The following is a 21,785-nucleotide window of genomic DNA, read 5'->3' on the forward strand; positions in this document are numbered from 1 at the left end:
AGCTGTGAAAGCTGAAACTCTCCTCAAATGCCTGTCGACCGGCCTCGCTTTTTCGGCCTGTCTGGGCGCCTATGCACAAACCGCGCCGACCACCGCTCCTCCCCAGGCGGCGGTGGACACAGGTTATCTGCTTGGTCCCGACGATGAGGTAAAGATCGCCATCTTCGGCCAGCCGGATCTGTCCTCCACCACACGGATCAAGGCGGACGGCACCGTAACCCTCGCCCTGATCGGCCCGATTTCGGCGCGCGGCAAAACCACGGCACAGCTCGCTCAGGCGATCGCGTCCAGCTATGCGGCGGGCGGCTACCTCACCAGTCCTTCGGTCAATGTAGAGGTCAGCAACTTCGTCAGCCGCTTCGTCACCGTGCTGGGCAATGTGCCGCAGGCGGGCAACTACCCGCTCGACCGCAACTATACGGTCGCATCCATGCTGGCAAAGGCCGGGGGATCGACCACGGCGGGCGCGAATGCGGTCGTGCTGACGCCCGCCGACGGCAGCGGCCCTGTCCGTATCTCGCTGGCCGACATGACCGCTGGCGCCAATCGCATGCTTAAACCCGGCGACATCCTGTTCGTGCCGCCTGCCGAAAAAATCTACGTCTACGGCCAGGTGCAGGATCCCGGCGCTTTTTCCTACGCGCCGGGGCAAAGCTTCCGGCAGGCGCTGGCGCTCGCTGGCGGCCCGACGCTCGCCGGATCGACAAAGCGCATCAAGGTCCGTCGGGAGGGCAAGGAAATCCAGGCCGATCTCGACGATCCCGTCCGGCCCGAAGACGTTCTCATCATCCGGGAGAAGCTGTTTTGACCGCAATCGATCAAGGCTTCGTGCACGACCGGCCCAGCGGCATGCTGGACTGGCTCCTGTCCTTCCGCCGCAGCATGGCGCGCGCGGACGATGGCGTCACCGCGTCGCGGGCGGCACCGGCGGCCCCACCGCCATTGCTGCTGGACACCCCCGTCCAGCCGGGTTTCCGCCCCGCCCCGCAGCAGGTGCAGGACGACGATCCGCGCCCCCTGTCGATGGGCGCGATGGCCGCGCCGATCAAGCCGATCAGCCTGCGCCGCGATTCCATCTACAACGCCTTCAACACGGCCATGCCGGTGTCCGACCGCCACGGCCTGGCCGGGCGCAACAGCGAACTGGAACGGCTGGTCGAAGCCATCGTGGTTCAGCGCAAACACGCCGTCATCTTCGGCACGCGCGGGTCCGGCAAGACGTCCCTCGCGCGCGTGTTCGGCGACCTGGCCGATGAAGCAGGCTGCATCGCCCTTTACGGATCGGCCAGCGGCGACGCGGACTTCGACTCGCTCTTCCGACCGTTCCTCACCGAACTGCCGATGAGCGCGGCGGGGCAGGAACGCGCGCGAAAGCTGATGAACGAACCGCTGGACGTGACCCGTCTGGCGGCGTTGCTGGTGGAGGATGTGCGGCAACGATCCATCCTGATCCTGGACGAATATGACCGGGTGCGCTCGGACGAAGCGAAATCCGACGTGGCGACCCTGCTCAAATTGCTGACCGACATCCACTCGCCGGTTCAGGTCGTGCTGGTCGGCATCGCCGGAGACGTGGACGGACTGATCGCGGCGCACCCGTCGCTGCGCAGGCACATCGCCCCGCAGCGGGTCGCTGCCATTCCTAAGCCGGAACTGGAACGGCTGCTGCTGAGCTGCGCTGAAAACGCCCGGCTTCAACTCGATCCCGACGCACTTGATGCGCTGGCCGGGGCAGCGATGGGTTCGCCCTATCATGCACGGCTGTTCGGCATGCAGGCCGCGCTCGTCACCGAAGCGGGCGGGCGCGATCGCATGACGCTGTCCGACGTGGACCAGGGGCTTGCCTGCGCGCTGGAAGACTGGGCGGAGATGAGCGGCGCGACCCACGCCCTGTTCCGCCGCATCCTGTGGGACGCCACCACCAGCCGCCGCATGATCGCTCTGGCGGGCGTGGCGGCGTCGCAAATGTCGACCATCTCCTTCGACCGGCTCGTCCGCCTGGGCGACGAAGTGCTGGGCGGCGGATCGATCAACGAAGGGCTCGCGACCGACGCCATGCGGCGGCTGGAACCTGCGCTGACGCCGATGCCGGGTGGAGAGCTGTTCATGTTCGAAGATACGCTGGCCCCGCAATTCCTGCTGCTGATGGCCAAGCAGCCCGTGTCAGCGGCGCCCCCGCCGCCGACCCCGACAGAGGAAATGCGCGCCATGCTCAAGGGAGTGGACGGGCTATGACCATGAACCCCATGGACCTGTTGTCGGCGGTGCAGGCGCGCTGGCGCACGGCGCTGCTGCTGGGCGGCGCGCTGTTCCTGGTCGTCGCCATCTTCGCCTTTCTACAACCCCGCCAATATGCCGCGACATCTTCGTTGCTGATGGACCTGTCGCAAACCGATCCGACCGATTCCAACGCACAACAGGGCGCGCGCGTCGATGTGGACAGCATCCTTGGCACGCAGACCGACGTTATCCGATCGGCCAAGGTAATCAACGCCGTGGCGAAGGAAGCGGGCTTCGTCGATGCCCTGCCCAAGGATATTTCCCCCGCCGCGCGGCTGCAGCAAGCGGCGGATCGCGTCCGCGCCGGCCTGACCGTCACGACCGGGCGCCAGAGCAATGTCCTGCAACTGCAATATATGGATGCCGATCCTGCAATCGCGGCAAAGGTCGCGAACCTGACGGCGCAGATCTACATGCGCGAACAGGTCGAACTGCGCGCCTCCCCCGCCCGCGGATCGGCCAAATGGTTTGATGAACAGACCAAGGAAGTGCGCCATCGCTATGAAATGGCGCAAAAACGCCTGTCCGATTTTCAGCGTGCGCATGACATCATCGGCATCAACCGCATGGATCTTGAAGCCGAAAAGCTGAAGAACATGTCCTATCAACTCACGCAAGCGCAGGCCGAAGCAGCCGCCGCACGGTCCAAGGCCGGGGCAGGTTCGGTGTCTGACATCGAAGGATCGCTGATCGTCCAGAACCTGCAGGAACAGGTCGCGACCCAGTCGGCCAGGGTATCGGAACTGTCCAAGACGCTGGGCCCCAATCACCCCACCATGGCGGCCGCAAGCGCGCAATTGTCCGAACTTCAGTCGAAACTGGCGTCCGCCAGGGGCAGTCAGGCCGGGGCCGTCAGTGCGAACAGCCGCGCGGCAACCCGGCGCGAAGGTGACCTGCGTTCGAACATGGCCGGGCAGGAAGATCGCATGATCCGCATGTCCAACGTGCAGGACCAGTTGATGATCATGCAGCGGGACGTGGACGCCGCACGCCAGACCTTCGACACGGTGCGCCAGCGCTTCAACGAAGCCACGCTGAAAAGCCAGATTTCGCAGCCCAATGCCAGCCTGCTGGACAAGGCGTCTGTGCCCCTGCTTCCAGCCAAGCCCAACCTGATGTTGTGGCTGGTCGCGGGTGCCGCCCTGGGCCTGATCGGCGGCATCACCACGGTCGTCATGGCCGAAATCCTGCGCCCCCGCGTCCGCTCCGCCGCTGGCGTGGCCCGCGCAACCGAAGTCGACGTCATCACCGAACTAAAGCCGATCCCTGCGCGGAACGGCTGGCTCTTCAAACAGCAGGAGGCCGCATGAGACTGCGTTCTACGGCAGGTGCCCCAGCCCATATGATGCCAGGGGGCGGTGGCGCGCTGCGCCCCCGTGCCAGGGACCATCAAAGTTTTGCGAAACTGGCGGTCGACAACGGTTTCCTCGCGGAATCGGACGTCAACCGCGTCGATGCGCACGCCCGGTCGCAGGGGCTGCCATTCCACGAAGCGGCCGTTGACCTTGGCCTGCTGGACGATGACGCCGCCGGACTGCTGGCAGCGTTGCAGGGCGGCTTTGCGCTTCTGCCGGAGGGGGATGAGCGGATAGACCCGCTGGTCGTCGCCGCCTTCGATCCCGCCAGCCCCTATGCGGCCAAGGTACGGACCGTCCGCGCAAAAATGCGCGCGGTGGCGAAATCAGGCGATCCATCGTCCCTCCGCCTCGCGGTGCTGTCGATCGATGCCGGCGAAGAGGCGGCGATCATGGCCGCGAACCTCGCCGTCGTGCTGGCGCAGATGGATGGCCCGACAATGTTGATCGACGGAGACATGGGCACGCCCCGTCTCGACCGGCTGTTCCGGGTCGCGAACAAGGCGGGCCTGGCCGAACAGCTGATGGGCAGCGCAGCCCTTCTCCCTGCAGCCCGCACGGCCATCGACCGCCTCTGGCTGATGACCGCCGGACGCGCTTCGGGCAGCGCCACCAGCCTGATCACTCGTGGTCCGCTGGCCGAAACCGCCAATGGCTGGGGCCTTCGGGACACGTCGATGCTGTTCTACCTTGCCGAGCGCAAGGGCGATCAAACCCCCTTTGGCAGCATCCTTGCCGGGTTCGACGCCGCCGTCATCGTGGCGCGGCGGGGCGACACGGCTATCGCGGACATGCGGCGGATCATCGACGATCTTGACCGACAAGGCGTTCCGATCGCAGGCACGGTCATCGCATGAGCGCCGAACATGCGCTGCATCAGCCCTTTCCTCCGGTCGAACAGGAAAAGCGGGCGATGGTCGGCGGCGTTGCCGTATCGACCCTGTCCCTGGACGCCCTCATCAACAAGATGGTGCGCGACGCCCCGCTGCGCCGGATGTTGAAACAGCCTGCATTGCTGGTGTTCGACTGCAATGGACAGGGCCTGTCCATGAACGCCACCGATGCGCGCTTCCGCGATGACCTGGCCCAGGCGGACCTGATCCATGCCGACGGGCAGATCATCGTCACCGCGTCGCGCTGGTTCGGCCAGCCCCCCATTGCCGACCGGTCCAGCACGACCGACATGTTCATCGACAGCCTGCCACTCGCCGCTGAACATGGCGTCAGCTACTATCTGCTGGGCGGCGAAGATCAGGTGAATGCCGAATGCGCACGCCGGATCTGCCAGTCCACGCCGGGCCTCAAACTGGCGGGCCGCCGCGACGGTTTCTGGACGGCGGAGCAAGAGGATGCAGTGATCGATCAGATCAACGCAGCCGCTCCCGACGTGCTGTGGGTCGGCACCGGCAAACCGCGTGAGCAGGCTTTTTGCGTGCGCAACCGCGACCGGATCAAGGCCGGGTGGATCGTCACCTGTGGCGGCCTCTACAATTATGTGACCGGCGATTATCCCCGCGCGCCGATGTGGATGCAAAAGGCCGGGCTGGAATGGCTGCACCGCATGGTGACCCGTCCGCGCCAGCTCGCCTGGCGCTACATCACCACCAATCCGCACGCGCTGTGGCTGATCTGGAAACATCGCCGTGCCTGAAACGCAGCTGGCCGAACAACATGGGGCTACGGGCCGCATCAGGACCCTTGGCAGCCTGTTCGGCCGCTTTGGCCTTGCCAGCCTGTCGTCCGCCATCGTGTCGGTCAGCCACCTGGCCGTGCAGCTGTTTTCGATCCATCATCTCGGCACGGCGGCCATCGGTACGCTCGCTTTTCTGCTGGTCATCATCCAGTTCGGATATGGCCTGTCGAACGCGCTGGTTTCGACCCCCTACACCATCGCGGTCAACCAGACCGACGATGCGGATCGCGCCGGTTTCGATTTCTTCTTTCCTATGAACCTGATGCTGTCGGTCAGTCAGGGGCTGATCTGCGCGGCCATCGCCTGGGCGACGGCGTCTCCGCTCGCGGCGCTGATGTTCGGGCTGGCAGGCACATTGTCGCTCATCCGCTGGTTCGGGCGGTCCAATGCCTATGCCCATCACGCCCCCGCCCATGCGGCGCGATCCGACCTTGCCTATGCCGGGACAATCGTCGCGGGCCTGCTGATCGCCAGCCGAACCGGCGCGGACATCAGCGTGATCGGCGCCATGCTGGTGATCGCCAGCCTCGCGGGACTGCTGCCCTTTGGCCTTGCCTATCTGCGCCGCCATGCCGCGATGGGGCCGGGCCGGGCGCTCAGCGCCTATCGCCCGATATGGCGGGACCAGTCGGCATGGACGCTGGTCGGCGTACTGTCGACCGAAGCGACATCCAATTCCCACAGCTATATCGTGACGCTGCTGGCTGGCCCCGCCGCCTTCGCACCCGTGGCCGTGGGGATGCTGTTCTTCCGCCCGGTCAATGTCTGCATCACCGCCCTTACCCAGCTGGAACGGCCACGCATGACCCGCGCCGTGGCGAATGGAGACCATGGCGCGGCGATCAGGGCGGAACGCATCTTCATGGGCGCGCTGGTCTTTCTATGGCTCGCCACCTGCGTCCTCGCGGCGGTCGTCCTCTACGGCTTTCCCGGCCTGATCCTCAAACCCACGCTTGATCACGGGCTGGTCGCGACCGCCGTGATGCTGTGCGCTCTGCTCAGCTTGGTCCAGTGCATCCAGACGCCTATGAGCGTCCTGACACAGGCCCGGCGCGCCTTTCGCCCGCTGGCGGCGCAAAGCCTGCGCAGTTGCGGCGTCGGCATCGTGGCCGTCACCCTGCTCACCCTCGCCGTCGCGCCGATCTTCTCCATTGCGGGCGTCGTCCTGTCGCAGCTGGTGATGATGCTGGGCATCTGGAGCCTCGACCGCAAATGGCGGCGCGAACATCTGGGGGAATGCTGACCCATGGCTTCCACATGGCATCGCACCGGCCACGCGCCCACGCTCCCCGCCTCGCCCGCCGCCGGGCAGGACAGCCGTATCACGCTGGTCGCGCAGATTTTCTACTTCGTGTTCCTGATGATGGTCTTCATCGGCCAGCAGCCTTTCGCGTCGCGTACCCAGGATGAACTGGTCGCCATGGCGCAGGATAATGACGGGTCCGACCTGTTCAAACAGGCGCTGTTCATCGGCTTCGCGCTGCTGCTGACATTCGTGCAGATCCTGCGCAAACATCCTGTGAAATACAGATTTTCCTTCTGGCCGCTGGCGATCATGCTAGCCTGGTTTCTGGTCACATGCAGCTGGGGCGTTGACCCGTTCGTGTCCTTCAAGCGTGTGATGCAACAGCTGATCGTGATCTACATCACCTTCTGCGCGCTGGCGCTGATGGGGCCTGATCGACTGTTCGCGGCGCTGCGGTCGGCATTGATCGTCTCACTGCTCATCTGCTGGATATCGCTGCCGCTGACATCATCGGCCTTCCATCCGCCGACCGAAAGCGACAAGGCATTGATCGGCGCATGGCGCGGATTTTTCTTTCATAAAAATATCGCGGGCGCGGTCATGGCGCTGACCTTCATCGTGTGCGGCAACGCCTGGATCGACAAGCGCAAATGGTATTACGGCCTGTTCGCGCTGATGGCCTTCGTCTTCGTGATCGGGACGAAAAGCAAGACATCGCTGGCGCTATGCTTCGGCATGCTGGCGATCAGCAACATCTATCGCGCGCTCAGCGACAATACCCAGAAACGATCGATCCTGCTGCTGTTGCTGGGATTTGGCATGGTCGGCTTTCTCGCCCTCTACATCGCCTATCAGCCGATGGTGGAAAGGCTGTTTGCCGATCCGACATCCTTCACCGGGCGCGTATCCATTTGGCAGGTGGTGTTCGATTACCTGGGCGACCATCCATTTCTGGGCGCGGGCTTTGGCGGCTTCTGGCAGGTCGGCACCCATTCCCCCGCCCATGATTATCTGAACCAGCAGTTTCAGATGCTGACCGCCCATTCGCACAATGGCTATCTGGAAATACTGGTAACCACCGGCCCCCTTGGGCTGGTCATGCTTTTACTGTCCTTCATCGCCCTGCCCGCCTGGTGGTTCCTCAGCGGCGCGACGCGGGAAAACCAGCATCTCATGGTCCCCGCCTTCGCCGTATGGACCTTCGTCCTCTACCAGAATCTGCTCGAAACATCTTTCTTCGACAAGGACCGGCAGGTCTGGGTGATCTTCCTCGCCGCCATCGCGACGGCTCACGCGACCTTCAAGGCAAAGCCGCGTCCCCAGTGGAACAGGCGGCAACCCCTTCCCTCGACGGAGCCGACCCATGGCTAGGATCATCATCTGCATCCCCACCTGCAACCGGCCGCAGGGGCTTGAACGCACGCTGCTGTCCATCGCCGCGCTCGACACGCGCCATCAGCTCGAAGTGCTGGTTGCCGACAATGACGCGACGCAAAGCGCGGGCTTGGCCGTGGTCGAACGCCTCGCGTCGCAGGGCTATCGCTGGCCGATCGAGGCGCTGCTCGTCACCGAACGCGGCATACCGATCGTGCGCAACCGGCTGGTCGAAACAGCCCTGGCGCGTCCGGGCGTCACCCACATCGCGATGCTGGACGACGACGAAGCAGCGTCCAAGGGCTGGATCGACGCCATGGTCCGGGCCGCCGACCGCTGGAACGCGGATGTCGTGGGCGGGGCGGTGTTGCGGGAAATGGACAGCCATGTCGCGCCATGGGCGGCCAGCCACCCCCTTCTCCAACCCAAACGGCGCGGCCAGTCCGGCCCCGTCGCCTTGGTCGACAGCACCGCCAATGTCCTGATCGCCGCATCCACCCTTCGCGCCATCGGCCCCCGCCCCTTCGATGAGCGCATGGCCCTGACCGGCGGGTCGGACAAGCAGCTCTTCACCCGCATGGCGCGCGCAGGCTGCCGCTTCGCCTGGGCCGAAGACGCGCTTGTGACCGAACTCATCCCCGCCAGCCGCGTCACGGCCAAGTGGCTACTGATGCGCGGCTATCGGCTGGGCATGACCGACATGATCGTGGAACGTTTCCACAAAGGCCGCCTGCGCACCCTGGTCAGCGAAGCGCCCCGCATCGTCGCCGGCGTCCTTGTCGGCACGCTGGGCGCGGCGGCGACGTTCGACCGGGGCCAAAGGCTGGTCCGCCTGGGCAAACTCTATCGCGCGGCTGGCAAGATCGCTGGCCTCGCCGGTATCCATTATGAAGAATATCGAAAGGTGCACGGCGCATGACCAATGCAGCCCCCTTCTTTTCCGTGGTCATCCCGCTCTACAACCGGGCGGCCATCGTGGGACAAACGATCCGGTCCGTGCAGGCGCAGGACTGGCAGGATTATGAAATCCTGATCGTGGACGACGGATCGCACGACAATCCCGCGCCCATCATCGAAGCATTTGGCGACCCTCGCCTGCGCTATATCCGCCAGGACAATGCGGGCGGCGGCGCAGCGCGCAATCGCGGCATAGAGGAAGCACGCGGCCGCTACATCGCCTTCCTCGATTCCGACGACCTGTTCCTGCCGGGCAAGCTGTCGATCATGGCGGACGCGCTGAGCCGCGACGATGGCACGACCGTCCTCTATTCGCGGATGAAGGTCGATCGCGGCGTCGATCGCTACTGGATCAGGCCCGAACGAGGCATCCGCGATGGCGAGGATGTGGGCGAATATCTGTTCTGCGCCAACCAGTTCATGCAAACGTCCACCATGGTCGTCCCCGCCGACCTCGCCCGCCAAGTGCTGTTCGACCCAGCGCTGAAAAAGGGGCAGGACCTGGACTTTTGCGTCCGCCTGCAGGGCGCGGGCGCGCGCTTTCGCATGATCGACCAGCCTCTGACCATCTGGCTGGACGCCAGCGAAGCCGGGCGGACATCCTATGTCCGTGGCTATGAAACCTCGCTCGACTGGCTCAATCGCTGCGGCCACATGCTGACCGGTCGGGCAAGACGGGGCTATCGCGCCACGGTGTTGGCCTATCACATGGCGCCGGTCCGCCCCGCGCTCGCGTTGCGCGATCTCATCATCGGCATGCTGGCCGGGGGAGTTCCCCCCAGGGTCGTCGCCCGGCAAGTGCTGCGATCCTATCTGCCCAAACCGCTCTACCGGTCGCTGGTCAACCGGTTCGTGCTGCGCTTTGGCAAGGCGGAAGCAGCCCATGGCGGAGGGCGGTCGTGATGACCGCATGGCAACCTCCCTCCGCGCTTCAGGCAGACGTCGCCCAGCCGCTCTTTTCGGTGGTCATCCCGACCTATCAAAGGCGCGATGCCGTGGTCGCCGCCGTCATGTCCGCCCTGGATCAAAGCGTCGCCGTGATCGAAGTGATCGTCGTCGTGGACGGGTCGACCGACGGCACCGAAATCGCGCTGGGCGCGATCAACGACCCCCGGTTGACGGTCGTGGTCCAACCCAATCGCGGCGCGGCGGCGGCCCGCAATACCGGCATCGACCATGCCAGGGGGCGCTATGTCGCCTTCCTCGACTGCGACGATCGTTTCCTGCCCCATCACCTCGCCGACCTGCTGCCCCTGCTGGAGGATGGCGATCATGTCGTCGCCTATGGCCAGGTGCTCGCCGATCGCGGAGCCGGACGCAATTTCCTGAAACCTCCCCGCGCCATCGGCCAGGGGGAACGGCTCGACAAATATCTGATGTGCGACCGCGGCTTCATCCAGACCAGCAGCGTCGCGCTCAGCCGCCCGCTCGCCGAAAAAATACGCTATCGGGAAGATGTGAAGTTCGGCGACGACACCGACTTTGCCCTGCGCCTGTCGCTTGCGGGAGCGCAATTTCGCATGACGGACCGGCCCGGCACGATCTGGACCGACCGTCAGGCTGGCGACCGGCTGTCGCAGGTGCGCGGCAATATCGGCAGCCTCCGGTGGCTCGCCGACCTGCGCCCCCATATCTCCGCGCGCGCCTTTTCCGGCTATATGGGCTGGCACGCCGCCAAAAGCATCTGGCCCACCCAACCCAGCCGCGCGCTGGGCTATTATCTGGCCGCCTTGCTGCGCGGCGCTTACGGCCCGCGCCTTGCCGGAGCGGTGCTGATGCAGATCGTGCTGCCCGACGCCCTTTACCGCAGGATTTGCGATCGCTGGATCGATTTCATCCGGCTGCTGGTCGGGCAAAGGCAAGTGCTATGAAGCGGCGCGATTTTCTGGGCGCCGCCGCCGCGCTCGCCGCCTGCTCTCCCCTGCCGCCCAGCGTGGCGCGTGGCGCATCGCGGGAAGGACTGGCGGCACATGCCCGGCGGTCGGGCCGCCATTTCGGCCTGGCGGTGAAATCGCGACTGCTGCGGGAAGACCGGCCCTACCGGACGACCGCCGCGCGCGAATGCAACATATTGGTTCAGGAATATGAGCTGAAACGCGGCACTACCGAACCAAAGCCCGGCAAATATGACTTCAGCGGCGCTGACCAGATCATCGACTTCGCGCAGGCGCATGACATGCGCGCGCGCGGCCACACGCTGGTCTGGTATGCCGCCAATCCGCCATGGCTGGAACCGGCGGTAAAACAGGCCAGCCAGAAAGACCAAAAACGGCTGATGACCAGCTATATCGACGTAGCCATGCGCCGCTATGCCGGGCGTATTTCCGAATGGGACGTCGTCAACGAAACGCTGGAACCCAATCAGGGCCGCGCCGACGGCATGCGCGCGGACAATCTGTGGATGAAGGCGATGGGCGAACATCATATCGATCTGGCCTTTTACCATGCGCGCGAAACCGATCCGGCCGCCACGCTATATCTGGGCGACTATGGGCTGGAACATGACTCGCCCCGCTGCGAAAGGCGGCGGACGGCCATGCTGAAACTGCTCGACCGTCTGATGGGCCGGGGCGTTCCTATCGACGCCATCGGCATCCAGGGACATTTGAAGCCCTATAAAGAACCGTTCAACCAACGGCAATTTGCCGATTTCCTTCAGAAACTGAGCGGCTACGGCCTGAAGATTGCGGTGACCGAATTCGACATTGCCGACCGGGGCGGACCGCCCAACCCGGACAAGCGGGACCGCGAAGTCGCCTCCATCGCCAAGGCGTTTCTGGATGTCGCGCTGGACAATCCCGCCACCCAGTCGCTGCTCTGCTGGGGCGTGTCCGATCGCGATTCATGGCTGTCCAGATATCCCGACTATAAATGGCCCGACGGGCAATTGTCCCGTGGCCTTCCGTTCGACGGCGACATGGCGCGCAAGCCCTTCTGGGACGCCATCGCCGCTGCGTTCGACGCCGCTCCTCCGGCAAATGGGGGCGCAGCATGAGGATTTCGTCCCTCACCGGCCTGCGCGGCATCGCGGCAGTAGCCGTCCTGCTTTACCATATCCCCCATAACCCGGCCTTCGCGCAGTTCGCGATCCCGCTATTTTCGCGTGCCTATCTGGCCGTGGACCTGTTCTTCATCCTCAGCGGCTTCGTGATTTCGTTCGGCTATCATGACCGGGTGGTCAGGCATCTCGGAACGAAGAGCTATGTCGATTTCCTGTTCAACCGCATGGCGCGGGTGTGGCCGCTTCACCTGATCGTGACCCTGGTCTTTGCGGCGCGCATCATCCTCAACGTGTCGGGCAGCCAGTCGATAGAACTCACGCCAGCCAACATCCTGACCAACCTCGCCATGGTGCAAAGCTGGGGATGGGGTACGCAGCCGATTGCTGGGAACAGTTGGTCCGTCAGCACCGAACTGGCCGCCTATCTTCTTTACCCGCTGATCGCCTTGATCGCCTTTTCGCGATGGGCCTTGGCGCAGGCGGCGGTCTGCATCGCCTTGTTGTTGCTGGTCGCCACATCCGGGCTTGGGTCCAGCGGGCCGATGGACGTCAACAACTCCGACAGTGTCCTCACGCTGCTGCGCTGTCTGGCGGGCTTCTCGCTGGGCGTGCTGACATATCGTTGCGCGAACCAGCCATGGTGCAGGCGCATTCTGGACCGCACGGGCGGCTTTGCCATCATCTGCGCGCTGATCGCGGCGGCGCTGCTGTTGCCTGGCGCGGATTTGCTCGTCGTCTGCCTCATGCCTGCGCTGGTGCTCAGTTGCTATTATGACGGGTCTGCCGCGCGCGCGATCATGGCAAACCCCGTCAGCTTCCACCTGGGATTGATCAGCTATTCCATTTATCTGTGGCACCCGCTGGTGCGCGATGTCGCGGCGCGCGCCATGGCCGTGGCGCATCGTCATAATATCACCGGCATGGACTGGCTTTTCGTCGCTGGCATGCTGGTCGCCACCTGGCTCTTGTGCTGGGCAAGCTATCTGCTGGTTGAGGTCCGGGGGCATCAGTTCATCAAATGGCTGCAAAGTGGCAGGCCGCAACGCCCCTCCGTGGTAGAGGCCACCGCCCCATGACCGTTGGCAAGGCGATATGGATCGCCATACCGACATTCAGGCGGCCGGTTGAACTACGCCATCTGCTCGACAGTCTGGCCAAGCAGATACAGCGCCATGACGTCATGCTGCTGGTCGCCGACAATGACGGCACCGCGCAGGAAGGGGCGGCCGTGGTGCAGGCATTGCGCGACGCAGGCTATCCTTTGCCCCTTACCCTTCTGCCCGTGCCTCAGTCGGGCCTGTGCGCCGTGCGGAACGCCATCTGCGCGACGGCGATGGCCGATCCGGCAATGCGCTTCATCGCCATGATCGACGACGACGAATGGCCGCAACCCGGCTGGCTGGACGCGCTGCTATCCTGTCAGGAACGCGTGGGCGCTGATGTCGTCGCCGGACCGGTAGACTGCCATTTTCAGGGGCAGCCCCCCCGTTGGGCGCGCGAAACCCTGATATTCAGGCCGGAACAGCGCGCCTGGGGAGCGACCGGCATGCTGTGGGCCAGCAATAACCTGCTCGTCAGCCGGAAGGCGCTCACCATGGTCGAACGACCATGGTTCGATCCCCGTTTCAACCACAGCGGTGGGGAAGACCTGGATTTCCTCGTCCGCCTCCACGCGGCTAGCGCGCGTTTCGGCTGGGCGCCCGACGCACGTGTCAATGAATGGGTGCCGCCGGATCGCGCGCGCCTGTCCTGGGTGCTCAAACGCATGTGGCGGATCGGCTTTACCGAAACGCTGGCCCGTCGAAAACAAAGGCCGGGGGTCGCGGGCCGCGCCCGCCTGCTGGCCCGCACGATTGCCATATTGACCGCGCGGACGGTCGGGCTGGCGGCATTATTGCTGCCCGGCGCGCGACGGGTCGACATCGCCGGGCAATGGGTCAAATGCTGGGGACGCCTCTATGCCCTGTCGGGCGGCGCCCACAGCCATTATGGCGCGCTGTAGATGCGGAATTTCTTGATGATCATGTCGCCCGATCCGTCGTCATAGGCGCTGGTGGTCTTCACCGCCACGTTCATGATCGGATACCAGCGGTGGCCCTTGAACGGGTTTACCGACTGATATGTCTCCACGCCATCGACGAACCAGGTGATATAATCCCGCTGGATATCGACGGCAAAACGGTGAAAGCCCGTCGAATAATCCTTCAGGCCGTAGGCTTGCTCCGTCTGGATCGTCACGCCGCGCTGAAAACTGCGCACGCCGCCCGAACCGCCATGGATGGTATGAGCGACATGGCGGTCGAAATCCCAATAGCTTTGGTAGCCAAAGCCTTCGTAGACATCGATTTCCGGCGGCCAGCCGCTGGTCGAAACCAGCCAGAATGCGGGCCATGATCCCCGGCGGCTGGGCATTCTGGCTTCCCACTCATATTGGCCGTAGCCGATCTGCGAAGCCAGGAAATTGCGCCCGTCCAGCACCGTCGCGCCATAATACCAGTTGCGGCCTTCATGATGGATTGGGCTTTTCAACTTCTGGCTGTGCAGGACCAGCCCTTGGCTCCCCCAATAGACCGGCCCTTCCACACCGGGAAACACGGTGGAATCCAGGTACAGGCCCGTCTCGCCATTCGCGATCTGGGTCCGGCCATGCGACAACGATGTCGCCCATCGGTTCCATCCGCCATCGGGCGATCTTTTGTGCGTGTCCTTTGCCAGTTCGAATTGCAGCGTGCCCGTGGCCGCAAAGCTGCGCGGCTGGCGGAAAGTGCCGGTCGCCTTGGCCGTCGCGGCGGTGGCGCTTGTCGCCGTCACCGTTGCTACCGACTGCCCCTGCAATCCGCCCCAGGGCACTTCCCTCAGCTTCAACTGGAACTGCTGTCCCTGCGCCATGCCGATGATCGGTACGGCTACGGTCTGCACCAGCGGATCGCCCGGACGGAATATGACGACCGTGTCCACCGTTTCATAATGATAGCCCGACAGGGCGCGCAGCGTGCCCGACCCGTTCACCGTGATGACGCGGGCGATCACCGTATTGGGCGTGTCCCGATCCAGCCTCACCGGAACATAGGCAACCCCGGACCCCGGCGCGACCGTGGCGTTACCCAGCCATAATGTAGCCTTGCCCGGCAGTTTCGTGCCGTTGGCAAAATCGAAATCAGCAAAAGTTGAAGTTGTCGTTGCAGATGATGATGTTGATGATGAATAACTCGTCGTAGGCGCCGTGGCAGTCACCGACCCTTCACTCGCACTACTTGCCGATGTCGTTAAAGTAGAACCGCCACTCAACATTGTCGCCGCCCCTGCAAAGGCGACGAACAACAGGGACAGTCCTGCTCCGGCCACAGGACCGGTCAGCTTCATATTCATTATTGCAACCCCCTTATACTATTCCCCCGCCCCAGGAAGATCATATAGGAAGGTTAACAATAGCCTCCGGTCAACCGCAGGTCGTCGCAAATCACCCAAATTTGCGACGACCCGTTAATCTCAATCAATAATATACTTCATTCATGCACTCATTCAGCCGCCTGCACCAACGGCTCGATTTCCGGCGCCACTCCCCGTCCGACGCTCACATAGGAAAACCCCGCCGCCTCCGCGACATCCGCGCGATAGATGTTGCGCAGATCAACCAACGCGTCGCCACTCATCGCCGAACGAAGGCGCGGAAGGTCCAGCGCTCTCAACGCGTCCCATTCAGTCACGATCACAACCGCCGCAGCACCCTCCGCCGCAGCATAGGGGCTTGTGCAAAACTCCACATCCTGCACCATCGATCGCGCAGCCTCCATGCCTTCCGGGTCATAAGCGCGCACCTGCGCACCGCCATCCTGCAACGCCCGAATGATCGCCAGCGACGGCGCATCCCGCATGTCATCGGTATTGGGCTTGAAGGTCAGACCCAATACGCCGACCGTCTTGCCCCGCACCGATCCATTGCACACGGCCACGATCTTGCGCGCCATCGCCCGCTTGCGGCTTTCGTTCACCGCGACCGTGGTTTCGATCAGCCGGATGGGCGCGCCCGCATCTTCCGCCGTCTTTACGAGCGCCAGCGTATCCTTGGGGAAGCACGACCCCCCATATCCCGGCCCGGCATGCAGGAATTTCGACCCAATACGGTTGTCCAGGCCGATACCGCGCGCGACTTGCTGCACGTCCGCACCCACCTGCTCGCACAGGTCTGCCATCTCGTTGATATAAGTGATCTTCATCGCCAGAAACGCATTGGCAGCATATTTGATCAGTTCGCTTGTCCGGCGACCGGTGAACTGGATCGGTGCCTGGTTCAGATAGAGCGGTCGATAGACCTCTTCCATCACCGGCCTGGCGCGTTCATCCTCCATTCCGATGACGATACGGTCGGGACGCTTGAAATCCTCAATCGCCGCACCCTCGCGCAGAAACTCCGGATTGGATGCAACCGCGAACTGCGCTGCCGGGTTTGTTTCACGGATGATGCGATCAACTTCATCACCTGTGCCGACGGGCACCGTCGATTTGGTGACGACGACAGTAAATCCCCTGATCGAAGATGCGATCTCGCGTGCTGCGTCATAGACATAGGTCAGGTCTGCATGGCCGTCACCACGCCGCGCGGGGGTTCCCACGGCAATGAACACAACGTCTGCCTGCGCAACGGACGCCGGCAGATCGGTCGTGAAGGTCAGTCGCCCCGCCTTAACGTTGCGATCGATTAGGTCTGCAAGTCCCGGCTCATAAATGGGCACGCCGCCATCCTGCAGCAGCGCAATTTTGCGCTCATCCTTGTCCACGCAGATCACATCGTGCCCGAAATCGGCAAGACACGCCCCTGACACCAGGCCCACATAGCCCGAACCCGTCATAACGATCCGCATCAGAAGTTCTCCTTAACCCAAATGCTTCTGCGTCGAACATCTTTCATAGGCGCACGAAACCAGCTCCTGGAAGGACAGGATGAGGCGGAGCGACCGTCATTAAGATCGGATATTCGGCGATGAAGCCCAACGTCACCACCGGTCCAAGCCCGACCGTGACGCACCGCAGCATAATGCGGGCCGCCCGATAAAAGCAACGCAGTCCGCCGCGCTCGGGGCACATATGGACGCGATCCGCCTAGTATCGCGCGCGTTCGGCAGAGAGTTCTGAAACGAGCCCCGGAGTGACGGGGATTAGATCCCGCCGGGGAAGACCGGCCACCCGCCATTTTCTAACGCGGCACTCAGGTCTGCGACACAGCCTTCCATCGCCTGCAAATCTGTAGAGCGTACGACGAAATTCGCTCCCGTCTTTCCTTCCCGAAAGAAGGGATAACTACCAATCTGACATCCTTCATGCGCACGTTCAACCGCCGCCAATAAGTCCGCGATCTCGCTTTCGGCGACCCAGCATCCAACTTGTGCCGAAAGGACTGGATGGCCGCCTTCCAGCGTTCCGGTCAGGCTGTCCAGCATGCCCGCCGTGATGTGCGGCACGCCCGCCATGATGAAGATATTCCCGTGCCGGATGCCCGGCGCGCCTGACATGCGATTTTCGATGAGGCTCGCCCCCGCTGGCACACGCGCCATTCGCAGCCTCGCCTCAGTCAACCCACCGCGCGCTTCGTAATAGCCAGACAGCATCGCACGAGCCTGAGGATCGATCTCAACATCCACTGCGAGAGCGCGGGCAATGGCATCGACCGTAATGTCATCATGCGTCGGCCCGATACCGCCGGTGGTAAACAGATAGTCGTGCCGGACCCGCAACGCATTGACCGCTTCGACGATCGCGTCACTGTCGTCACCGACGACGCGGACCTCCACCAGTCGAATCCCCTGCACATTCAGCCAGGACGCTAGTTGCGCGACGTTCCTATCTTGTGTCCGCCCCGACAGTATCTCGTCACCTATGACGATCAGTGCGGCTGTCCATATGCGTTCGGGTGCAAGCATGGCCTCGCAATAACCCGCGCTGGCTTCCCTGCCTAGCCCGTGTCGAACCGCCACTCGCATTATCCTGTTTTCCTGCCTATAATCGCTTCATGACCGACTATATGACGATGACGGCCGACGCGCCGATTTCCCGATCGACAGCGATCAAACTGTATGACGAAGCGGGCTTTGACGGCATGCGCAAGGCAGGTCGGCTTGCAGCAGAGATACTGGACGCGCTGGTGCCTCATGTCGTGCCGGGGGTCACCACTGGCGAGCTGGACGATATAGTCCGTCGCATGACCCTGGACGGCGGCGGAGTACCCGCGACCCTGGGCTATCGCGGTTATACACACAGCTGCTGCATATCTCTGAACACGATCATCTGCCATGGCATTCCGGGCGATCAGAAGATCAAGGAAGGCGACATACTCAACATCGACGTCACGCCTCTGGTGGACGGCTGGCATGGCGATAGCAGCCGCATGTATATCGCCGGGGAAGCCTCTATCAAGGCCCGCCGGCTGATTGATGTCACATATGAATGCCTGATGCTGGGGATCGAGCAAGCAAAGCCCGGCAATCACTTGGGCGACATCGGCCATGCGATCCAAAGCCACGCGGAAAAGCACCGTTATGGCGTTGTCAGGGACTTTTGCGGCCACGGTCTGGGCCGGGTCTTCCATGATAGCCCCGAAGTCATCCATGTCGGCCGGCCAGGCACGGGACCGGAATTGCGGCCCGGCATGTTCTTCACCATCGAACCGATGATCAACATTGGAAAACCCGGTGTAAAGATGCTGGAGGACGGATGGACGGCCGTGACCCGCGATCGCACGCTGTCAGCGCAATTCGAACATAGCATCGGCATTACACAAACCGGCTGCGAAATCTTCACTGAAAGCCTTGCTGGCTTGAATGCGCCTCCCTACGCGGCTTGAACAGCCTGCCCAAAAAACAGGCATCTTCCGTTAGGATTGCACGTATTACGGGCAATATGGACAAAGGATGCCGCTTCGCCGAAAGCGAGTTCTGGCGATTCGCTATTTGGCACGGTAATTGATTGTTGCAGGGGGGACGGTGCGTGTCTCAGGGACATGATGATCGTCGCTGGATGAGATATGAAATGGGCGGCTCCATCCGCCTTCGTTCGCGCGTTTTGTTGGGATAGAATGATGAAAAAGATCGAGGCGATCATCAAGCCGTTCAAGCTCGACGAGGTGAAGGAGGCGCTACATGAGGTTGGCGTTTCCGGCATTACCGTCACTGAAGCCAAGGGGTTTGGTCGACAAAAAGGACATACGGAGCTGTATCGCGGCGCTGAATATGTCGTTGACTTCCTGCCCAAGGTGAAGCTGGAAGTGGTGGTCGATGATGCCCTCGCCGATCGTGTGGTGGAGGCTATCTCATCAGCCGCCCAGACGGGTCGCATTGGCGACGGCAAGATTTTTATCACCGCGATTGAAGGCGCGGTCCGCATTCGCACAGGCGAACGCGACAGCGACGCTATCTAATAATTTTCAACAGCTTTTCGCCTCTCCTGACCGGAGGTCGCGAACGCATGCATCAACTATCCCTCCGGGGGGTATCAATAGAGAAGGGCAGATTGCACATGGCCAACACGCCAAAAGACATCCTCAAGATGGTCGAGGAAAAGGAAATCGAATGGGTCGATCTGCGCTTTACCGATCCTAAGGGCAAGTGGCAGCACCTGACCATGGTCGCATCCATTCTGGGCGAAGATGAACTGACCCAAGGGCTGATGTTCGACGGATCGTCGATCGAAGGCTGGAAGGCCATCAACGAGTCGGACATGATCCTGAAGCCCGACTTGGACGCCGTCTATGTCGATCCTTTCAGCGCTACCCCGATGCTGATCCTATTCTGCGACATCGTTGAGCCCGACACCGGCGAACTCTACGCCCGTGATCCGCGTTCGACCGCCAAGCGTGCTGAATCGTTCGTAAAGTCGGCCGGTTTTGGCGACACCGTGTATGTCGGTCCAGAAGCCGAATTCTTCATGTTCGACGACGTCCGCTTCAACTCGGACTACAACGAATCTTTCTACAAGATCGACGATATCGAACTGCCGACCAACACCGGTAGGGAATATGAAGGTGGCAACCTTGCCCACCGTCCGCGCGCCAAGGGCGGCTACTTCCCGGTTGCTCCGGTCGATCCGGCCACCGACATCCGCGCCGAAATGGTCACCACCATGCTCGAAATGGGCCTGCCCTGCGACAAGCATCACCATGAAGTGGCCGCTGCTCAGCATGAACTCGGCCTGACCTTCGGCACGCTGGTGCAGACCGCCGACCGCATGCAGATCTACAAATATGTCGTGCAGATGGTCGCCCAGGCCTATGGCAAGACCGCGACTTTCATGCCCAAGCCTATCGCGCAGGACAACGGCTCGGGCATGCACACCCACATGTCGATCTGGGACGGCGGCAAGCCGCTGTTCGCAGGTGAAGGCTATGCCGGTCTGTCCGACATGTGCCTTTACTTCATCGGCGGCGTGATCAAGCACGCGAAGGCGCTCAACGCCTTCACCAACCCGACCACTAACAGCTACAAGCGTCTGGTGCCAGGCTTTGAAGCGCCCGTTCTGCTTGCCTATTCGGCTCGCAACCGTTCGGCTTCCTGCCGCATCCCCTATGGCGCAGGTGCCAAGGCAAAGCGCGTGGAATTCCGCTTCCCCGACGCGATGGCCAACCCTTATCTGTGCTACGCCGCACTGCTGATGGCGGGCCTCGACGGGATTGAGAACAAGATTCATCCGGGTTCCGCGATGGACAAGAATCTCTACGATCTGCCTCCGGAAGAACTGAGCCAGGTCCCGACCGTTTGCGCCTCATTACGTGAAGCGCTCGATTCGCTGGCCGCCGACCATGACTTCCTTCTGAAGGGCGACGTGTTCACCAAGGACCAGATCGAAGCCTATCTCGAACTGAAGTGGCCGGAAGTTTATCGTTGGGAAATGGCTCCTTCGCCGGTCGAATTCGACATGTATTACAGCGCCTGATTTTTCGGGAGCTCGCAAAAAGGAAGCCCGGTCCAAGCGGCCGGGCTTTTTTCGTTTACAGAAGGGGCTTATCTGCCGACGAGAAATGCGAATCCTCCAATGCCAAAGGTGGGAGGATGTTGATCAAATAAATATGACGTAGGGGGAATTCGAAAGTTCAAGCCTTTGGCCGCTCCCCTGCGGTGCTTCATCCCTATGCGTAGCACGAAGGAGATGATTGAGAATCAGCAAGCCCTCCTCTCACCGGGCCGTGATTTCAGCGGGGGATTTAAGAGCGGTCCTCGGCGCGATCGTGCCGATTTCAGCCCCGGTCTGGAATAGACGCTCCAAACAGCAAGATCGGCTCTCCAGGCGCAGACAGTGCAATGTCACCCCCTGCCCCTGTCACAAGACTACGCGTCATCCATGCCGCCGCCGTGCGCGATCCTAGCCCCTCCGCCGGGAGCGTCCCGGCCAGCGCGGAACGCAAATCCGGGTCCAGCACCAGTTTTGGCCCTTCTCCCCGAACAACGATTTCGGTAACGCCCGGCCGCCGTTCGGCGCCAATATCCAGCTGCCCTCCACGCACCAGCGCGTCGCCCGCTATAAGGGCCAGATTCAGCAACACCTTGACCGGCAACTTCTCAAGCATTTCCTCGCCCACCAGCCAGCCAATCTTCACCCGGCCCGACCCAGCGAATATTCCTTCGATGGCGACACGTGCTTCGTGCGTAGGCACCGCGTCGCCAAAACCTCCAGCTGACCCGAACGCCAACCGAAAGAATTTGAGTTTATTGGCCGATGTCCGCGCGCTATCTCCCAGAAGTTCCAGGCAGCGTTGGCGCATTTCAGGATCGGTTTCATCAGCCATCAGCTCAAGCCCGTTGTTGAGCGCACCCACAGGACTCAACAAATCATGGCAAAGACGGGAGCACAGCAGGCTGGCAAATTCGATGCTATCGGTCGGATGATTCATAG

The 21,785-nt window shown here is 62.5% G+C and carries 20 protein-coding genes; 16 read left to right on the top strand and 4 right to left on the bottom strand.

Going from position 1 to position 21,785, the window contains the following annotated elements; genetic code table 11:
• Positions 1 to 4: 4 nt before the first annotated feature.
• Genes ACI3KQ_RS00095 through ACI3KQ_RS00155 form a run of 13 tightly spaced genes read left to right on the top strand, consistent with a single transcriptional unit; the run spans position 5 to position 13,908 of the window.
• On the top strand, positions 5 to 808 hold the full coding sequence (locus tag ACI3KQ_RS00095; RefSeq protein WP_404953584.1) for a polysaccharide biosynthesis/export family protein: 804 nt from the start codon (positions 5 to 7) through the stop codon (positions 806 to 808).
• Positions 805 to 2,235: an ATP-binding protein gene (locus ACI3KQ_RS00100; RefSeq protein ID WP_404953586.1), complete on the top strand. Its 1,431-nt coding sequence runs from the start codon at positions 805 to 807 to the stop codon at positions 2,233 to 2,235. The genes ACI3KQ_RS00095 and ACI3KQ_RS00100 overlap by 4 nt, the downstream gene beginning before the upstream one ends.
• On the top strand, positions 2,232 to 3,590 hold the full coding sequence (locus ACI3KQ_RS00105; protein WP_404953588.1) for a GNVR domain-containing protein: 1,359 nt from the start codon (positions 2,232 to 2,234) through the stop codon (positions 3,588 to 3,590). Before ACI3KQ_RS00100 ends, ACI3KQ_RS00105 begins: the two co-directional genes overlap by 4 nt.
• Positions 3,587 to 4,492, top strand: coding sequence for a capsular biosynthesis protein (locus ACI3KQ_RS00110; protein WP_404953590.1), 906 nt, complete (start codon positions 3,587 to 3,589; stop codon positions 4,490 to 4,492). The genes ACI3KQ_RS00105 and ACI3KQ_RS00110 overlap by 4 nt, the downstream gene beginning before the upstream one ends.
• Positions 4,489 to 5,286 (top strand): WecB/TagA/CpsF family glycosyltransferase, encoded by a 798-nt coding sequence (locus ACI3KQ_RS00115; RefSeq protein WP_404953592.1) that lies wholly within the window; start codon positions 4,489 to 4,491, stop codon positions 5,284 to 5,286. The genes ACI3KQ_RS00110 and ACI3KQ_RS00115 overlap by 4 nt, the downstream gene beginning before the upstream one ends.
• Positions 5,279 to 6,571: a lipopolysaccharide biosynthesis protein gene (locus ACI3KQ_RS00120; protein ID WP_404953594.1), complete on the top strand. Its 1,293-nt coding sequence runs from the start codon at positions 5,279 to 5,281 to the stop codon at positions 6,569 to 6,571. Before ACI3KQ_RS00115 ends, ACI3KQ_RS00120 begins: the two co-directional genes overlap by 8 nt.
• 3 nt (positions 6,572 to 6,574) lie before the next feature.
• Positions 6,575 to 7,945: an O-antigen ligase family protein gene (locus ACI3KQ_RS00125; RefSeq protein ID WP_404953596.1), complete on the top strand. Its 1,371-nt coding sequence runs from the start codon at positions 6,575 to 6,577 to the stop codon at positions 7,943 to 7,945.
• Complete coding sequence (locus ACI3KQ_RS00130; protein WP_404953598.1) at positions 7,938 to 8,867, top strand: glycosyltransferase; 930 nt, start codon at positions 7,938 to 7,940, stop codon at positions 8,865 to 8,867. Before ACI3KQ_RS00125 ends, ACI3KQ_RS00130 begins: the two co-directional genes overlap by 8 nt.
• Complete coding sequence (locus ACI3KQ_RS00135; RefSeq protein ID WP_404953600.1) at positions 8,864 to 9,808, top strand: glycosyltransferase family 2 protein; 945 nt, start codon at positions 8,864 to 8,866, stop codon at positions 9,806 to 9,808. Before ACI3KQ_RS00130 ends, ACI3KQ_RS00135 begins: the two co-directional genes overlap by 4 nt.
• A complete protein-coding gene (locus ACI3KQ_RS00140; RefSeq protein ID WP_404953601.1) occupies positions 9,808 to 10,776 on the top strand; it encodes a glycosyltransferase family 2 protein in 969 nt (322 codons plus the stop codon). Before ACI3KQ_RS00135 ends, ACI3KQ_RS00140 begins: the two co-directional genes overlap by 1 nt.
• Positions 10,773 to 11,900, top strand: a complete 1,128-nt coding sequence (locus tag ACI3KQ_RS00145; protein ID WP_404953603.1) for an endo-1,4-beta-xylanase — start codon at positions 10,773 to 10,775, stop codon at positions 11,898 to 11,900. The genes ACI3KQ_RS00140 and ACI3KQ_RS00145 overlap by 4 nt, the downstream gene beginning before the upstream one ends.
• Positions 11,897 to 12,982 carry an acyltransferase family protein gene (locus ACI3KQ_RS00150; protein ID WP_404953605.1) on the top strand — a complete coding sequence of 362 codons (1,086 nt, stop codon included), beginning with the start codon at positions 11,897 to 11,899 and terminating at the stop codon, positions 12,980 to 12,982. The genes ACI3KQ_RS00145 and ACI3KQ_RS00150 overlap by 4 nt, the downstream gene beginning before the upstream one ends.
• A complete protein-coding gene (locus ACI3KQ_RS00155) occupies positions 12,979 to 13,908 on the top strand; it encodes a glycosyltransferase family 2 protein (RefSeq protein ID WP_404953607.1) in 930 nt (309 codons plus the stop codon). Before ACI3KQ_RS00150 ends, ACI3KQ_RS00155 begins: the two co-directional genes overlap by 4 nt.
• On the opposite strand, the gene ACI3KQ_RS00160 is transcribed toward ACI3KQ_RS00155, so the two are convergent.
• From ACI3KQ_RS00160 to ACI3KQ_RS00170, 3 genes are all read right to left on the bottom strand, one after another.
• The gene (locus ACI3KQ_RS00160; RefSeq protein WP_404953609.1) at positions 13,893 to 15,275 is read right to left on the bottom strand and encodes a family 16 glycosylhydrolase; all 1,383 of its coding nucleotides are present in this window, start codon (positions 15,273 to 15,275) and stop codon (positions 13,893 to 13,895) included. The genes ACI3KQ_RS00155 and ACI3KQ_RS00160 overlap by 16 nt on opposite strands.
• A 149-nt stretch (positions 15,276 to 15,424) precedes the next feature.
• Positions 15,425 to 16,768 (bottom strand): UDP-glucose dehydrogenase family protein, encoded by a 1,344-nt coding sequence (locus tag ACI3KQ_RS00165; protein ID WP_404953611.1) that lies wholly within the window; start codon positions 16,766 to 16,768, stop codon positions 15,425 to 15,427.
• A gap of 294 nt (positions 16,769 to 17,062) precedes the next feature.
• On the bottom strand, positions 17,063 to 17,824 hold the full coding sequence (locus ACI3KQ_RS00170) for a competence/damage-inducible protein A (protein ID WP_404954046.1): 762 nt from the start codon (positions 17,822 to 17,824) through the stop codon (positions 17,063 to 17,065).
• Positions 17,825 to 17,913: 89 nt separating this feature from the next.
• Between ACI3KQ_RS00170 and map the strand changes: the two genes are divergently transcribed.
• The 3 genes from map to glnA all read left to right on the top strand — a co-directional run bounded on the left by map (position 17,914) and on the right by glnA (position 20,828).
• Entirely contained in the window at positions 17,914 to 18,744 is an 831-nt protein-coding gene (gene map / locus ACI3KQ_RS00175; RefSeq protein WP_404953613.1) for a type I methionyl aminopeptidase, read from the top strand.
• 234 nt (positions 18,745 to 18,978) lie between these two features.
• Positions 18,979 to 19,317 carry a P-II family nitrogen regulator gene (locus tag ACI3KQ_RS00180; RefSeq protein WP_021239231.1) on the top strand — a complete coding sequence of 113 codons (339 nt, stop codon included), beginning with the start codon at positions 18,979 to 18,981 and terminating at the stop codon, positions 19,315 to 19,317.
• Positions 19,318 to 19,415: 98 nt separating this feature from the next.
• Positions 19,416 to 20,828, top strand: a complete 1,413-nt coding sequence (glnA, locus tag ACI3KQ_RS00185; protein ID WP_404953615.1) for a type I glutamate--ammonia ligase — start codon at positions 19,416 to 19,418, stop codon at positions 20,826 to 20,828.
• A 301-nt stretch (positions 20,829 to 21,129) separates the two neighbouring features.
• Here glnA and ACI3KQ_RS00190 read toward each other — a convergent pair whose 3' ends face one another.
• Complete coding sequence (locus ACI3KQ_RS00190) at positions 21,130 to 21,783, bottom strand: histidine phosphotransferase family protein (protein ID WP_404953617.1); 654 nt, start codon at positions 21,781 to 21,783, stop codon at positions 21,130 to 21,132.
• Positions 21,784 to 21,785: the final 2 nt, after the last annotated feature.

It is taken from the genome of Sphingobium sp. ZW T5_29, from assembly GCF_044987515.1.
Classification (GTDB): Bacteria; Pseudomonadota; Alphaproteobacteria; order Sphingomonadales; family Sphingomonadaceae; genus Sphingobium.